The 16,805-nt window shown below is 38.4% G+C and carries 10 protein-coding genes; 3 read left to right on the top strand and 7 right to left on the bottom strand.

The features are described 5' to 3' along the window. Nucleotides 1–367: 367 nt before the first annotated feature. The 4 genes from PMAL9190_RS16665 to PMAL9190_RS16650 form a co-directional block, all read right to left on the bottom strand. Nucleotides 368–1,114, bottom strand: coding sequence for a phosphatase (locus PMAL9190_RS16665; RefSeq protein ID WP_087846143.1), 747 nt, complete (start codon nt 1,112–1,114; stop codon nt 368–370). 11 nt (nt 1,115–1,125) lie between these two features. Further along, nucleotides 1,126–3,255 (bottom strand): tRNA(Met) cytidine acetyltransferase TmcA, encoded by a 2,130-nt coding sequence (locus PMAL9190_RS16660; RefSeq protein ID WP_087846142.1) that lies wholly within the window; start codon nt 3,253–3,255, stop codon nt 1,126–1,128. A gap of 102 nt (nt 3,256–3,357) precedes the next feature. Then, the gene (locus PMAL9190_RS16655) at nt 3,358–4,332 is read right to left on the bottom strand and encodes a ParB/RepB/Spo0J family partition protein (protein ID WP_087846141.1); all 975 of its coding nucleotides are present in this window, start codon (nt 4,330–4,332) and stop codon (nt 3,358–3,360) included. 7 nt (nt 4,333–4,339) lie between these two features. After that, nucleotides 4,340–5,554 carry an AAA family ATPase gene (locus PMAL9190_RS16650; protein WP_087846140.1) on the bottom strand — a complete coding sequence of 405 codons (1,215 nt, stop codon included), beginning with the start codon at nt 5,552–5,554 and terminating at the stop codon, nt 4,340–4,342. Between the two features lie 1,347 nt (nt 5,555–6,901). On the opposite strand from PMAL9190_RS16650, the gene PMAL9190_RS16645 reads away from it, so the two are divergent. Together PMAL9190_RS16645 and PMAL9190_RS16640 are read left to right on the top strand one after the other, a co-directional pair. Further along, nucleotides 6,902–8,902, top strand: a complete 2,001-nt coding sequence (locus tag PMAL9190_RS16645; protein ID WP_087846139.1) for a replication initiator protein RctB domain-containing protein — start codon at nt 6,902–6,904, stop codon at nt 8,900–8,902. Between the two features lie 136 nt (nt 8,903–9,038). Further along, nucleotides 9,039–11,318, top strand: coding sequence for a patatin-like phospholipase family protein (locus PMAL9190_RS16640; protein WP_087846138.1), 2,280 nt, complete (start codon nt 9,039–9,041; stop codon nt 11,316–11,318). A 312-nt stretch (nt 11,319–11,630) separates the two neighbouring features. Here PMAL9190_RS16640 and PMAL9190_RS16635 read toward each other — a convergent pair whose 3' ends face one another. Then, a complete protein-coding gene (locus tag PMAL9190_RS16635) occupies nt 11,631–12,863 on the bottom strand; it encodes a serine/threonine protein kinase (RefSeq protein ID WP_087846137.1) in 1,233 nt (410 codons plus the stop codon). Nucleotides 12,864–13,331: 468 nt separating this feature from the next. Between PMAL9190_RS16635 and PMAL9190_RS16630 the strand changes: the two genes are divergently transcribed. Next, nucleotides 13,332–14,237 (top strand): AraC family transcriptional regulator, encoded by a 906-nt coding sequence (locus PMAL9190_RS16630; protein ID WP_087846136.1) that lies wholly within the window; start codon nt 13,332–13,334, stop codon nt 14,235–14,237. Nucleotides 14,238–14,321: 84 nt separating this feature from the next. Here the strand turns inward: PMAL9190_RS16630 and PMAL9190_RS16625 are convergent, their stop codons facing one another. Both PMAL9190_RS16625 and PMAL9190_RS16620 read right to left on the bottom strand, forming a co-directional pair. Next, on the bottom strand, nt 14,322–15,782 hold the full coding sequence (locus tag PMAL9190_RS16625) for a sodium:solute symporter family protein (RefSeq protein ID WP_087846135.1): 1,461 nt from the start codon (nt 15,780–15,782) through the stop codon (nt 14,322–14,324). Nucleotides 15,783–15,793: 11 nt separating this feature from the next. Beyond that, nucleotides 15,794–16,744 carry a DMT family transporter gene (locus tag PMAL9190_RS16620; protein WP_087846134.1) on the bottom strand — a complete coding sequence of 317 codons (951 nt, stop codon included), beginning with the start codon at nt 16,742–16,744 and terminating at the stop codon, nt 15,794–15,796. Between the last annotated feature and the right edge of the window lie 61 nt (nt 16,745–16,805).

Here is a 16,805-nt window from a genome sequence, read left to right as displayed (position 1 = left end):
GTTTAGCTGTGGAGTTTAGCTGTGGAGTTTAGCTGTGGAGTTTAGCTGTGGAGTTTAGCTGTGGAGTTTAGCTGTGGAGTTTAGCTGTGGAGTTTAGCTGTGGAGTTTAGCTGTGGAGTTTAGCTGTGGAGTTTAGCTGTGGAGTTTAGCTGTGGAGTTTAGCTGTGGAGTTTAGCTGTGGAGTTTAGCTGTAGAGTTTAGCTGTGGAGTTTAGCTGTGGTGTTTAGCTGTGGTGTTTAGCTGTGGTGTTTAGCTGTGGTGTTTAGCTGTGGTGTTTGTATTATTTACAGTGTAAATCAAGCTCTCTAATTTACACTGTAAATTTAATATATAGTCAGTTTACAGTGTAAACCGAAGCTCTAGCCAACTACCATTGGTGACCTTGATATTGCTCGGCAACTGATTTTCCACGCTCAGTTAAAAAGTCTAACAAGGTTTGAGGATGCTGAGTCGTAATCAATTCTTGAGGAAAATTAACATGCGCTAATAACGTCTGAATACTGGAAAAATTACCCACATCAGCAGCGAAGTGCGCATCTGAACCTGTTGTGATTCTAGCCCCTACTTCTTTAGCCATCATCGCAATCTCTTCACATCTTGGTGCACTACCAACACGAGAGCGTCCTAATGATGAATTATTGATTTCAACTAATACGTTGTGTTCAGCAGCAATGCGGATCACTTTTTCAAAATCGAAATCATAATTAGGATTTCCAGGATGCCCAATCGCATCAACAACCCCAGATTTAATAGTATTAATCAACGCCTCAGTATGCTCTTTAGCAGTCATCGGTTTAAATACTGGCTCATGCAAACTCGCAATCACCCAATCTAATTTAGCTAATACCGTCTTATCCAAATCAACGTCACCATCAGTGTTAACGATGTTCGCTTCAACGCCACGTAATACTGCCACACCATTTAGAAAACGCGGCAATACCCGTTGATTTGCAAAATACCAAAAATGAGGCGCGCCAGGCATTAAGGATGCATGGTCAGTATTACAAAACATTTTTAACCCCTTCGCCGCAGCTGCTTGAGAGTTTTCAATTATTGTACTGTAAGCATGGCCACTTGATAATGTGTGGGTATGAGTATCAACTTGAATCTGCATAATATAAACCTCTAGTGAACTGAAGAAGGTAAAGAATAGTAGCGAGCAACAACATCGCGTAAATGTTGCTGGGCTAACTTTCGACTTGATAAATGATAGCGTTCAACCATCACTGACCAAGATTGTTTCTGTAAAATTTTTGCAATCAAAAAACCTAAATCGTCATCCCAACAGCAATCACCGCATAATAAAAACTGTGATAACCAACTTTCAAGGCTCGCGACCACGATGTCGTAACCAAGGCCACCATTTATAAAAGTATCCAATTGATGATTGATTTGCTGTGGTGATAACCCGTAATTTAGCGGCTGCTGAACATTTGCAGCATATAATTTAAAAAATAATTGGCTATCCAATTGACTAAATTGTTCAACTCGCTGACAACAAAAAGAAGCGCTAAACAAAGATTGAGCATCATCAAACCATGATTTAGCTGCAGTGGATAATGGCTTAACACACAATAAAGAATGGTGACCACTGGCAACATCTTTTGTCATTCCTAATCGCAATGGATGGAATAAACACTGAGACCAAAAATCCACAAGTTCGCTGACAGCACCAAAACTTGTACCGACATAATCAATATTATTATTAAGCGCCTGGCGTAATACCGCATTCACAAGTTGAGTACCAATACCTTGCTGCTGAAAACCATCAGCAACAGCAATGCGTAATATACGATAACAATGCTGCTCTGCCGCCACTGAATAGCCAAGATGTGCCGCTAAAGATTGTGCTAACAAATGTCCCTGTGGACGTCGCTTGCCTTGCATCACTAACTTAGCTAACTGTGCATCAAAGCCGCCTTCTTTCGATACCACACAACAGCCAATAATGACGCCAGCTTGTAATGCAACAACAACAGATAAATTAGGATCGTCTAACAATTGTTGAATATCATTAGGAGAGGTTTGGTAATGTGCGTTAACTAATAAACCAAAAAGCTGGTTCAACAATACCTCATCATGCGCGAGCTGTGCGGGTTCTAACACGCAATAGTCAATAGCAACAACGGCTGAATTCATTCCACATTGACCGCAATCAGGAGCTTGCGCTGTCAGTAATAAGGATTTAAAAATCCACGCTTCTAATGGATCACCAGTAGCCCATCTTATTGGTTGTTCCAAATGATAGCTTCGCCATTGCGGCATTTTCTCGGTTAATCGCTGCTTAAACTTAATTTCAAAACCACGGCCTGTGCCTTCATAGCCATGAATTGTGGTCGCAAAGACCAAACGATTATGACGCCCAAGTAGATCAGTTAATGTCGATGCAGGAATAGCGGCAGCTTCGTCAACAATAATAAAATCATAATTGGAAGCATCATTAACTATCTTATCGGCAGCCACAAACTCAAGTCGGCTCGCGCCAATAATTAATTGATGAGGATGGGATTGATTGGCTACCTGTAGCCGCAACTTAGCATGTTTAAACACGGTTGCAGCACAAGCAAATGAAGGCGCAGTTACCGCAATATTCACTGTTCGAGTAAGCAATAACTCCGCAGCAGCAATACCTAATGCAGCCGACTTTCCACGACCACGATCCGCTGATAACACTAATGGCCGTTTGCGATGCCCTGTCATTACTTTAATGATGGCATCAACAGCTTCGCATTGACCACGAGTCAAACAACCACGCTGAGTATTAGTATCCGTAAATATTATTGGCGGCGTTATACCATTAAAAAATGATATTAAATCAGAGTGTGGCAACGGTTGTGATTGCTGAATCAGCATTACCTCAGGCTCTAAAAACAATCGCCCTAAACGTTGATAAAATGGTGTTGAAGTATGGTGTGAGCGCCATGTTGGTGGAGCAATAATAATGCATAATCCACCTCCTCTTATAGTGCCAGAAAGTGCACCTAAGGTATCGGCATTAATACCATCAAGGGCATTGATAACCACCAAATCAAACTCTTGTCCAAGCCACTGCTTAGACTGTTTAAACGAGGATGAAATAAAAGACATTGGTGCATTATCACCAGCCCATAAACGTTGTGGAAAGTAGTTCCCAATCGTCGTTGCACTGGCTGCAGCCCATTCAATATCACCTTCTAATACCACCAATTGACGACAAAAATATTGTGATAGCTGCTGTTGAAGTTGAGCAAATAATGTCTCTAACTGCATCGACATAAATAGATCCAAAAATAAATGACAAACTGATCATATCACAGCTCCAACAGGCATAAAAAAACCACGCATAATTGCGTGGTTTATATTAAGTAAAATCGACGATTACTTTAGATAATCATTTAAATAGGCAAGTACATCATTGATCTGACGGTCGCTCATCTTTTTCAGTTTAAGCTGTAACTTATCACCATCACGAGTATAAGATACTTTACCCTTAATTAGATCTTGTGAAGTCGGCTTCTCAACCACAGCTTTAGGATGTAATTGCTCCCCTAATTGCTCTAATTTTCCCGTCACTTCACGAGTAATACGGCTAATACCTTGCGCATTAATTGTTTTCCATAATGCCGTATTTTCACCACTTAAATCAGCAATCATATGCTGCTGCTGTTCATGGTTTAAGCCAAAGAAAATACGATGAAGTTTAACAATTGTTGGACGTCCAAGCTCACCAACACTAGGATAAGCCATCAGTAATTCCATCGGTAAACTGGCCGCTTTTAATGCCCCACTCACCAAAGCTTCACTGCATTGTAAGTACTTCGCGAGCTCTTTCTGATCCGCTACTTTTCCTGAATCTAATAGTGACTGCATTTCTTTACCACGTTCAAACAGCGATAGCGGTTTGTGCGCATTTGCAACATCTGATAGAAACTTAGCGTGTTCGGTATTAATACCCTTTGCAACATAAATAAGAAAATCTTTATGAGCAATAATACAAGACATACGACGGCGACTACCGTCTAATACTTCAATACGACCATCATCAAGCCAACGACCTACCGCTGGATATTGCTGACCACGGTCTTTTAATGTCACTAAAATATCAGCTAGCGCATGCTCATTTAGGAAAGCTTGCTCACGGGCATTTTCAGCAAAAACGATTGTTTGAGTACTAACATCATCTGCATTTACTTTTACTAATTCAAACGCAACAGTATCTTCACCCGCAACAGCTAATTCAATAACTGCAGCTTTATCACGCGCTGCAGTTTGTGCTTCTGTAACGTTAGTAGCGCGACGTTTATCAGCTTTACCAAATAAACGTGCATTAAGATCTGTAGTTTTAATTGCCATCTGTCAATTACTCCTCGTTCAAGTTTGCCCAGTGGCTGTGCATAACACGTTCTAACTCTAAACCAACCCGCTGAATCGCTTCCTGAGCCGTTGAAAGGGTCTTTTTACCCCCTTCAAATTCAGCAGCAGTAAGATCAAAAACAGTGCTATAAGTATCGGCACAGGTTTCAAAAGCACGACTACGTGGCACTGTAGCCATCATTACTTGCTCTCGCAGCAAATAATTCATTTCCGTTAATACCGAAACCTGCTTTTTATTATCATCTTCAAACATAGTTGGCATTAAACGAATAAACTCTAATCCATGCCAATCTTCTGGGAACATCTCATAAACGGTCGGTAAATGTTGGAAAAAGTTAACAGTTGATGCCCAGTCTAAACGTTTTGCAGCACATGGAATAATTAACGCATTAGACGCATACATTGCATTCCACACTAAAGGATCGATATGAGGGCCGGTATCTATCATAATGATATCGAACTCATCAGCGATAGGATCTATCACTTTCTCTTTTAGCAACCGAACAATATCAAGGTCTTGATTTACAGCAAGATCTTGCCATGCATCAGCGTTGAACATCGCATCTTCAGGAAAAGCTGCGATTGTTTTAAGATTAGGATATTGGGTCGGCATCACCACATTATCCATTACAAAATGTTTATCAGTTAGTACGCCTTCAGGCACGTTGTCTAACATGACATCAACAGCGGAATAGATCGTTTCTTGCTTACCAATACTAATCAAAGGGTTAAGAAATAAACGTAATGATCCTTGAGGATCAAGGTCAATAAGACAAATTCGGTAACGTTTATCTAGATCTAACGCCAAACATGCAGCAAGATGTACCGCTGTCATTGATTTACCAGTACCACCTTTTTGGTTTTGAACATTCACAACCCAAGGTTTTCGTCCGGCACCTTCGCGCTCATAAAAAGCAGGTTTTTTCGCTGACACCATTAATTGGTGAGCTTCTTCAAGTGTTATTGAATAATGGTTTGCTTTATTTTTAGTAAATTGATGACCCGTTGCCTCCATCCGTGAAATAGCATCATCCAACTTTCGACGTGTTAAACCTGAACGTGTTTCCATTAAAGCTTTTGACATTGGTGGAAAAACCTCGTCACGACGCTCTTCTAAAACAATTTCAATACGATCAGCTTGTACTTGTTTAGTTTGCTCTGCAATATTGAGCAAATTTTGTATCGTCTGTTCCCTATTCATTATTACTCTATGCCATGATGATTGACTGAATATATTGTACAATAAATAACAGCAGAAACAATAAAAAGCTGAACAAAACCATGTGATATTATTCTCACATAAAAACATGATTTAATGCAAAAAGCATAAAATTTCATATTTTTTAGACTTAAATATGGCTTTATTATCTTACTAATTCCCCATTAAAAACATTTTCATAAAAGTGTTACAGTGTCACAAGTTTACAATGTAAATCAGACTTTAGGCTATTTTTATCGGAACAATGGAAAATAAGCGATAATTTACGGGATATGTCATTTCAACATCAAAAGCATGTTTCATACCTATAATAGCGTAATACTAATGAAATGACTCAATTTCATTAGCAAATCAGGCTAAAATAGAAAATTACGGCTAACTATCTAAAAAACAATCTGAAATTTAGCCAAAGTCTTTTAAAAAAATGGCTCAACACTTGATCATTGTTCCATAGAAAATCAACCAAATATGAAACGATGATCAAGCACTGCTAATCATTAAAAAACCATTATTTACAGTGTATTTTGGCCGTATTAGTAACGGAAAAATGATCAAGAGCAGTAATCAAGATCGACCATCGAGAGCAAACAATACGGAAGCATGTAAAATATCAGGCGAACTACGGAGAGTGCTGATTCAATAAGGGGTTAGAGCGGATAAAGATAACGTTAAAATGATAAAATGAGCATCAGATTGAAGCATCAAACCAAGATTGAAATACACTGAATCAGTGATGATCATTGATCCAACAACGGATTGATGATGTTTGGTCGACTTTTTACGTTGAATGTCATTTCAATTAAGTGTCAATTCAACTTAAAATTCGACACAGATTGAATATTTGAGCATCAGATAACGACTTAAAACTTGAAAATACGCCATGGTGATCATCTTTCCAGCCCTAAAAATCGCAGCTAGCACCAAAATAACGGCTTTTGAGGCTTCAAATAATCTTATATTTAATCTCCCTGTGGATAACATTGTGGAAAAGGTGAATACGGCTGATGATCATGCTTTCGATTTTATTATGATCATGTTTTCAAGTTCTATATGATCATCTTTCCAGCGTGATGATGATCATGCTTTCAAGCACTATATGATCATGTTTCTGTATTTGCTTTGATCATCGTTCCAAGACACTATAAAATAATTAATACTATAAACAATAACTTATGTCTGGAAAAATCACTGGATCATTAGATCATGTAATCAATAAGATCAGAATTAATCATAAAGATCAGTTTTAAATACTTTAAATAAAAAACTTTCTTTCTTGATCTTTTTCTATTAATCTTTACGGAAAGATGATGCTTCTACGGCTAATGACAAATGAATTCCGCTCGAAATACAAAAAAAAATCCGATTGATAAAATATTGATCGAAGCGCCAAGATCACACAAAGATGGTCATCTATTTGTGATCCCAGCAAATTTAGTTGATTGGCTACCTCAGTATCAGCATTTTAAAGGCGTAACCAAAAGTATTATTGAGCTATTGAACATCATTTCATTACGTGGCTTATCAAGCCAAGATGGTATGGTCTCTACAACGGAGCTTATTGAAGCAACGGAAGGGCAGTTAACACGAGCGGCAATTCAACAGCGTTTACGAGCAGCGGTTGCAGTTGGTTTATTTAATCAACAACCAGTACGTTTTGAAGAAGGTCTTGCAGGTAAGACGATGCTTCATCACTTTATCAATCCTGCTTTACTGATTTCTCAGCTTGGAACCGGAAGTTTACTCTCAGAGCAATTTAAACAGCATGAAAAACAAAAACGCTCTAAAGCCCTTGCGCAAAATCATGTTAATCGGCGTCTACTAACCGAATACGGTTTAGGTACACCTCCCTCAATGCCAGATGAAGCTGATCAAATCGTAGTATCACCGACAAGTTGGGCGGGAATTATTGATCAAGCTTTAGCACCACCACGAACAAAGAAAAATTATCAAAAAGCCATGGTTGCGATCAGCGGCACTAAAGCGATCATCGAAACACGATCTTCAAAGTCGATCATGACTGTTGATGATCTTATGACATTGTTTGCGTTATTTACATTAACCGTACAATACCATGATCATCATCTCGCAGATTATGAAATCCAGCTACGTTCAATGGCGAATAAAACACCAGTATATATTACTGATATTTTGGCATTACGAGGTAAAAAAGACAGTGGTCCTGCACGTGATTCTATTCGTGAAAGTATTGATCGGATTGAATTTACAGACTTTCAATTACATGAATTAACTGGCCGTTGGTTGAGTGAAAACATGCCAGAAGGTTTTAAAAGTGATCGATTTAGGTTTATAGCACGTACTATTACCGCATCAGAAGAAGCACCTCAAGAAGGTGAAGATGGTGAAATTCGCATCAAACCTAATCTGTATATTTTGGTGTGGGAACCTTCTTTTTTTGATGAACTGTTAACCCGTGATTATTTCTTTTTGTTTCCGCCTGAGATTTTACGTCAACATACTTTAGTGTTTCAGTTATACACTTTTTTCAGAAGTCGTATGTCTCGACGAGTGGTCGATTCAATGCTTTTAAGTGAACTAAATCAAAAGCTTGCTAGAAACATAGAATGGCGTCGCTTCTCTTCAGATATTATACGAGAATTAAAAAAACTGGCTGAAGGCAAAGTGACAGAAACCATGTTTGCGGTAAATCTATGGGGTTATCACTTAACGATTTCTGCAGAAGAAATGGATAAACGCTACACTGATTACCGTATTGATATTAAATCGGATGCTGAAGAAGTTATTCGTTATTCTCGCGCGAAAACAACCAACGAAGGCAAACGTAATATGGCACCAACAATGCCGAACCCATTACGTAATGAAATTATGCCGAAACAAGCATTGGATCAACTTTCAGCGATCATTGATGGTGAATTTGAACCCATTCAGCGTAAAGAACCACGTCCTCGTGGTCGTTTAGGTCGCCGGATTAAGTTGCGTAAGCATCTAGTTGAAATCAATGCAGATGAATTAACTATCGTATTATCTAAATATACTTCTTCTGAAGCGCTACAGCGTAGTATAACCGCTTTGTCTGCAATGACTGGTCATCCAGCCACGACAATTACAGAAGAGTGTCAGGGCTATTTAGAGAAGCTGGATTGGCTGCATGTGGCAGGAGAACGTGTGAGTTATGAAACCTTAAGTAAAACGGTTGAATTGTATAACAGTCGCCAAGATGAACGTCATTTGTCCATTGAACGTTTAATTTCAGGATTAGCTGTTCGCCGCAAAGTATGTAAGCTCGTCCATGAAGGCCATATTACCGAACAAGTTTTAAGTGCATTAGACGATGTAGCTAAAGGGATTTAATTTGTAGTTACAAAAGAGTATTAACAAAGAGAGTGCTTATAGGCGCTCTTTTTGCTTTAATAAATATCAGTTAGTTAGCGCATGATATTAGCGATGTATTATGTGATATAGGTATTATTGTTAGCGGAGTTAGACGATGTTGTTCAGTAAAAAGGATTTTAGCAGGATTTTATTTTGTATTATTATTAGTACACCAGCTGCTAATGTCTATGCTGCAGCGGCAGATCGTCCCGTTATCGAACGTCCTAAAATTGGGGTAGTGCTCAGTGGAGGGGGAGCGAAAGGTGCCGCTCATATCGGGGTACTTGAAGTTCTAGAAGAAAATCGCATTCCCGTTGATATCGTAACTGGTACTAGTATGGGAGCCTATGTCGGTGGTATGTATGCGATGGGGCTCTCGGCACAAGAAGTTAAACAACGTACTTTTGAAACCAATTGGAATACGGGTTATATAGATCGTGCTAGTCGTAATGACTTATCGCTACGTAGAAAAAAACAAAATGATACTTATCAGTTACATACCGATTTAGGCTTAGATATTGACGGTGAATTTAAATCTCGTCCAGGGGCTTTTCAAGGCCAAGGTTTAGCGGTACTTTTACGTCAACTTACCAATAATTTACCCGCATTAAGTACCTTTGATCGTTTAGCAATTCCTTATCGTAGTGTTGCGACTGATATTACTAAGGTGACGCCTGTTGTAATAGGCTCTGGTCACTTAGCGACTGCAATGCAAGCGTCAATGACAGTACCCGGCGTATTAAAACCGGTGCATCTAGATAATAAATTATTGGTTGATGGCGGTGTGGTGAATAATATGCCCGTTGATGTCGCTAAACAGCTAGGTGCTAATGTTATTATTGCAGTAGATCTTCGTGATAGCTTAATGCCTAAAAAAGATTTGGACAGTGCTTTAAATATTGTGTCGCAGTTAACAACTTACATGACCAATGCCAGTGCTGATTATCAAAAAAGCTTAATGAAACCAACCGATATTTATTTACAGCCAAATGTTTCTTTTATGACGGCTGCTGATTTTGATAAATTAGATAAAGCCTATCAAGCAGGTCGAAAAATAGCGATTGCATCATTACCACGGTTATTACGTTACCAGTTAACGCCAACAGAGTATGCGGCATATAATAAACAAAAAAATAACCGTCGAGTACATCTCTCTGCACATGACTCTTATTTTATTGATGATATTGAAATTGTAAATAATACTAATTTACCTGATAAAACATTATTAGCACAATTAGAGTTGAAAACCGGAAAAGTAATCTCTAATGATGAATTAGAGCAAGCCGTTAAACGACTTCAAAGTGAAGATATTTATGGGCGAATAAATTATTCAATAAAACAAAAAAATAATAAAAATATTCTAGTGATGGATATCAATGAAAAGTCTTGGGGGCCTGGATATTTAAACTTTACATTGGCATTTGAAGATGACTTTGAAAGTCGCTCTGACTTTTCTTTTGGTGCACAATATATTTATACAGATCTGACAGAGAAAGGCGGTGAGTGGTTACTTGAATGGCAATTAGGTAGCTGGAAAAAAATCACCACTGAATTTTATTTTCCTATAGATTATCAGCAACACTATTTCACCGCATTTGGTGCCGAAACCAGTAATGAAATTCGCCGTTTTGATCATTTTAATTATAATAATATTATCCAGACAGAATTAAAAAATATTGATGCTAAATATAATCAGACCCATGCTTATGTTGAAATGGGGTGGAACATTAAGCCTTGGGCAGCTCTTACGCTAGGTTATCAAGGGCAATCAGGCAGCATTAGTGTGGCTTCAATTGATCGAAAAGAAAAATATGATCTATACGGACCTTATCTTAATTTTACCTATGATGATTTAGATAGTTTCTTTTTTCCCACCCATGGCTCTTATTTAAATAGTGAAGTTGGCTATAGTAATACTCTGCGCTTCCCTGATTCTGGTGAAAAAATGAGTGGCGATACGATATATTACAGTTTATCGCTAATAAAACCGTTTACATATGATAGACATACTTTAGTTGCTTCAATTAAAACGGCAGGTTCAGATGCTGATGATTTGTTACCTATTTATGCACAAGATCTGGGCGGCTTGTTTAATTTATCAGGCTATCATCGTTATGAATTAAATGGTCGTTACAGTGCACTGACAAGTTTAGTGTATCGCTACCGTGTTATTGATAATAATTTTGGGGCGATTAAAATTCCGGTTTATGTTGGTGGCTCATTAGAAAGAGGCGGTGTATGGGATCTTTCATCCGCAATGAGTTGGAATACTGCAACGACTGCTGGTAGTGTTTATGTTGCTGTTGATTCTATTTTAGGGCCAGTATATTTAAGTTATGGTCAAACATCGACTGGTGAAAGTTCATTTTATCTGTCATTAGGTGGAACATTATAAATATGGATATTTCGCTATTTGTCTATATTTAACATGTATTTATAAGTGTTAATTAAATTAATACTTTACTTGATACTGACAAAAGAAATTTATTTTGGTTGATAATTATCAGCGATATAACCTTTTTGCTTTTGAATGTATATTTTTCGTTTGTAAGGATACAAAAGGAACAATAATGCGACATTTAAAAGTATGATATGATTTTTTTTGAGCCCTTATGGGCTCTTTTTTTATGCTGAATCAAATGATTATTGCAATAAAAAAGCCCTTTAATATTTGCTTATTAAAGGGCGAATATAAACGGTTTATTGATCAGTATTCCCAGTGCTCAATATTGTGTGAACCACTAAACTGATTTGGGAAATAGTCTTCACGTGTCCCTTCACGCCATACATCGGCAGTTGCGCAATGTAAACCACCTCCAAATGCATAAGCATCACGTAAATCAACTGGAATGACGTTAAAGCCTAACTTATCAAACTGTTCCATTTGAGCTTTTTCACTGGCTTCAACACAGACGGTTTTATGATCAATGATCAGTGTATTCATTGATAGCCATGTGCTTGAATAACAAAGTGGTGGTGGGTTATCCCATGCCGGTTTAACCGCTTCAACAATTTGCCAATCATTCTTTTCAAATATTTCACGCTGGCCGGCAAACAGCGGTCGATGTGGGTTAAGTAGCATTAATCCTGGACGTAGTGGACAGAATGTTGCATCAATATGAATCGGATGGTTATCGGCAAAACTTAACGTGTGAATACGGTAACCCATTGGCTCATATTTACGCTTGATCCAGCGAATACCGGCTAAGTTGGTAGTCAGACCATGCTGAACAAAAATATCTTTACCTAGACGCATCACATCAGCGGCATCAAACAGAATATCTGTTTCTTTGGTGCTGTATTCTTTATTTAATGAACGCGCCATTGTTTCTTCATCGGATAAATACTCGTAGGCTGCAACATAATCCATACGGAAACTATCGTCAGATAAGCGTGGACGTGGCGCTTGTTCAATCATACATTGTTGATCTGATTCAAAATATTCACGAAGAAGATCGGTATATGCTAAATATTCAAAATAACGACTACGGAAGCTCATTGGTGCCATAAGGATACTTTTACCCATGGTGAGTAAGCAGTCACGAGGTGGCATGCAACCAAAACCTGAGCTAATTGAAAAGTCAGGGGTATTGATACGATCATGCCAATCAACAGCCCCTGGGCGATCAACAATAATACCGCGATTTTCTAGAATTTGCGCAAAGCCATTTAAACACTCATTAGCACGATCAATAGATTCTTGAGTACGACGACCTGCTTTACTGCCACGCATTGGCGAATCTGCTGGTATTTTTTCATTACTTGCTGGGCAAGCTTCTGGAATATGTTGGTTATCAGCAATACCTACAATTACATGGCGAAGAGGATCAAAATCGTTATAAGATTCAACGTGTAGCCCTGGTCGAACATACGGTACACCTGATTCTTTACGCTCAAGAGGTAACGAAGCATTTGGATAAAGGTCGTTAGAAATACTCATTGCTAATTCTCCATGAGAACGAATAGTTGTATTGAAACAGTATTTATTGGCACATTGCTGATAGATATTTGATAACAGGCATTTATTATTGTTATTTAACAATGTGTTATATAACTGCTTCTTGCTGTTGAAGGCGATGTGTTGTGCTCTTCAATGACTTAATAATGCGCTTTTAAAATTCATTTTATAGCGAAGTTCTGCTGATAAATGTCGATTATATGCTGAGAATGGTATTTATAGCGGTTATTACAACTGCTTATTTTTAAGAATAAAAGATAATTGCATAAATGATATTTATGGCATTCTTGGTATGCTAATTTCAATTATTACTTATAAAGCTCGATGGAATATCACATATCTAAAAAAAGAAGATATCGTGTCAGTGAATAATCGCTCATTTTCAATCAAAGTATCTAGCACTGCAGTATAAAGTAGTAATAATGGAGGTTATAAAAGGGGGAGACGGTTATGTATCAGAAAATTATAGCAAATACGCCTAAATTTTTGATGTTTGATTTACAACCACTGACTGAAAATAAGCATTTTATCTTTGGTGCTGATTATATATTAATACGCCCTAAACAAAATGGCTGCATATTACATTTATCATCAACTCAAATGCCGCTAGTGGTAGGGCAATTAGTTTTATTAGCACCTTTTCATCCGTTTAAAATGAGTATTGATAATAACAAGGAGAGTGTCGGTGATATATTGCATTTTCGTTTAAATGCGTTAGGGCAAACATTTATTGATAGTGTCCAGTTTAGTAATATAAAAAATATGTTAGATCATGCAAAGCAAGGATTATTATTTGAAAGTGAGTGGCTAGAACCCCTGTTTGAGATCATGGATAACATAGAGAACACCTTTGACTTTAAACAATTGCTCAATATATTAATGTTACTTGATCAATTAACAAAAACCTCACCAAGTAAAATACTAGAAACTCATCAACTTGCATTTTCTACCACCAAAAGAACTGAAAACCGTGTTGGTAGCGTGCTGCAATATATTGCCAATAACTTAGCTGAACCACTGACAGTGACCATTGTTGCTCAGCAATTGCATATGGCAGAAAGTACATTTTCACGCTTTTTTCATACCCATCTAGGGATAACATTTCGTCAATATTTGATTGAGCAGCGAGTAAAGCAAGCAGCAAGGTACTTAGTTTCAACAGATTGGAGTATTGCTCATATTGGGGCTGAAGTGGGTTTTTCATCATTATCAAACTTCAATGAAAAGTTTAAAACACTATTACAGGTAACCCCTCGATGTTATCGCGCTAATCATGTGGCGTTACGGGAAAATATTGGTAACTCACAATCAATCCAAGGGCAGTTACAAAAACAATTTCATCAGTGGCAGGTTTAAATGGCACAATCATCATCACTAACAACAATAACAACAACAGCATAACGGTGACATAATGCTGTTGTTGTGTTTTATGGGCCGTGATTACGATAAACGTAAATACTCAGCAATGAATTGATGTTGGCTACACTTTGCCACCAGCGCATAACTACAACACGCTAATAGTGACGCATACAGTGGTGCTTCAACCCACCCTAAGTTAAATTCTACAAACAATAAGCAGCCACTAAAAAAACCTATCACTAATGCGCTCAATGCTGCATAAATATTACTCGGTAGCCAATGTGCCAATAAGGTTGGTGCGACCAGCGCAGCCATTAATGTTCCCGAGCCTAAAATAGCTAACATCGATAACATAAACGGTGGTGCAAACAGCATAATAATAAATCCAATTCCACCTAATCCAAATACTGCACCACGATTTAACAATAATAGCTGCTTTGGTGTCAGTGATGAATGTGGCCACAGAGCCTGACGTAAATCGTGAGATACTGCACCTGAAATAGCATGTAATACTGAGTTAGCGGTTGATTTCATTGCAAATAATATAAATAAAGTAACAATTGCGGATAAATAGGGTGATAAAAATTGGGTCAGAAACACTGGCATCGCATCATCAGGATTGGTTAAGGTGGGAACTTTGACACGAATATAGCAACCGACAATAGGCACTAAACTTAATAAGCACGCCATTGGGGTCATATAAGCGGCGACATGATGTAATTTAGTGGTATTGGCAAATGCCATAAATCGTACTGACATATAGGGCAGGGTCGCGCTGTAAATAAACGCATAGGGTAGCACCATTAGAACATGCCAACGGCTGCTACCATAGGGGCCAGAGTCTTGCGGCGCTAATAGGTTTTTATCGATAGTATTGAGTTGTTCAATTAATAGTTGCGGCGGTAGATCTGTAAAAATGGTCACCATAATAATAATCGCGGATAAACACATGCCGAGCACCATAAAGGTATCTGTAAAAGCGACCGCTGCTAGACCACCAATAGATGTGTAAACAATAATAATAGCCACCATAATAAATGAGGCAGTGGTTTGGCTGATACCGAGCCATTGTCCAGCTAATAGCCCTAATGCTTTGATTTGACCGACAAGAAAAATAAGCAACAACACGATGGTGATAATCGCACTGAATGCTTGAGTAATACGTTTGATGAACTCTGGGCCATCGTGGCTGACAGCAATATATTCAGCAATCGTGAGTGTTCCCATTGTTTGGGCTTTTTGATGTAAGAATCGCGCACAAAAGAGCACTGCAAAAATCATCGCTGGCGCAAAGAAAAAATTGCCTAACAGTTCAATCACACCATATTTATATGCAACGCCAGGGGATCCCATAAACCCCCAACCAGAAAATGCGGTGGCAACGATGGTTGAGGCCCCAATAAAGGGACCTAAACAATTGGCGGCTAATAAAAAACCACTCTCACCCTTGTTGCTATGCATTACTTTATTACTGTATAGAGCTAAACCGACCATGATAGCAACAGTCACTAATAGCAAGCTCCAATTGAGTGAGGTATTCATACCGTGTCACCTTATGGTTGCGGATGGGGTTGGTGAGATTGCGGCTTCTGAGTTAATGCCCGTTTTTTGATGATATTAATCACAATCTCTCCCATACCACCGCCAATAACCAATACACCACCAATTGCTTGCAAGACGGTTAATGATTCACTAAAGACCAAAATACCTAATCCTGCGCCAACCACGGTTTCTAAATAAGAAATACAGGCCAGTTCAGCCGCTTTTAAATGTTTAGCGGCAATGGTTAATAATGACAATGCGCCAAAACCAATAAAGAACCCCATTGAAATTAACCATATCCATGACGTGCTATCCATGGCAGCCAGTGAGGGTGGGTTAACCATAAAGCAGATTGCAATCGCGATTGCACCAAATGAAAAGTTAAACAGAGAGCGTGAATCAGAGCTAATATCGGTTCTATAGCGGCTAAAGAATAAATACAGGCCATAACCGATGCCAGACATTAATCCAAGAATATCTCCCACCATATTTTGTTTAGAAAACGACAGTGATAATGTCAGTCCAGTTTGAGGCTGGTAGCTAATAATGCCGATAATAAATAAACATCCAATAAAAACCGCGGTTAACATCGATGCTGTTAAGGCAGAAATTTTTTCTTTTAGGAAAATTGCAGCGAGAATAGTGGAAAAAACAGGGCCGGTATAAATTAAAAATACCGCATTGGCTAGGGTGGTATATTGGGTCGCAGAAACATAAGCGGCCAAACATAATCCTAAACAAATACCGCTGGTTATTACTGCCGGAGTTAATTTAACGTTTTTTATTTGCTGAGCTTTGCCTTGATACAACATAATCGCCAAAATACAGATAGCGCCAACAATCATCCGCGTAAAAGCAATCACATCACCACTGGTATTAATATTACGAGAAAATAAGCCAACGCAGCCCATAAGGGTCGCTGAAACAATCATCGTGGTATAACCAAGTGTCTTAGGGGTCATTTTCTACTCCTTAAAGAGGTACTCTTTGATTGGCTAACCAATGATCCACCGTGGGTATGCT

The sequence above is a fragment of the Photobacterium malacitanum genome, assembly GCF_900185615.1.
Taxonomy (GTDB): domain Bacteria; phylum Pseudomonadota; class Gammaproteobacteria; order Enterobacterales; family Vibrionaceae; genus Photobacterium; species Photobacterium malacitanum.
Note: the sequence above shows the minus strand (reverse complement) of the source record. Positions and strands in the feature narration are given on the sequence as shown.

Coding starts and splice junctions, on each gene's coding strand:
- PMAL9190_RS16620 (WP_087846134.1), bottom strand. CDS start 16,744: ATGACCCCTAAGACACTTGGTTATACCACGATGATTGTTTCAGCGACC.
- PMAL9190_RS16635 (WP_087846137.1), bottom strand. CDS start 12,863: ATGAGTATTTCTAACGACCTTTATCCAAATGCTTCGTTACCTCTTGAG.
- PMAL9190_RS16645 (WP_087846139.1), top strand. CDS start 6,902: ATGAATTCCGCTCGAAATACAAAAAAAAATCCGATTGATAAAATATTG.
- PMAL9190_RS16650 (WP_087846140.1), bottom strand. CDS start 5,554: ATGAATAGGGAACAGACGATACAAAATTTGCTCAATATTGCAGAGCAA.
- PMAL9190_RS16660 (WP_087846142.1), bottom strand. CDS start 3,255: ATGTCGATGCAGTTAGAGACATTATTTGCTCAACTTCAACAGCAGCTA.
- PMAL9190_RS16630 (WP_087846136.1), top strand. CDS start 13,332: ATGTATCAGAAAATTATAGCAAATACGCCTAAATTTTTGATGTTTGAT.
- PMAL9190_RS16655 (WP_087846141.1), bottom strand. CDS start 4,332: ATGGCAATTAAAACTACAGATCTTAATGCACGTTTATTTGGTAAAGCT.
- PMAL9190_RS16625 (WP_087846135.1), bottom strand. CDS start 15,782: ATGAATACCTCACTCAATTGGAGCTTGCTATTAGTGACTGTTGCTATC.
- PMAL9190_RS16640 (WP_087846138.1), top strand. CDS start 9,039: ATGTTGTTCAGTAAAAAGGATTTTAGCAGGATTTTATTTTGTATTATT.
- PMAL9190_RS16665 (WP_087846143.1), bottom strand. CDS start 1,114: ATGCAGATTCAAGTTGATACTCATACCCACACATTATCAAGTGGCCAT.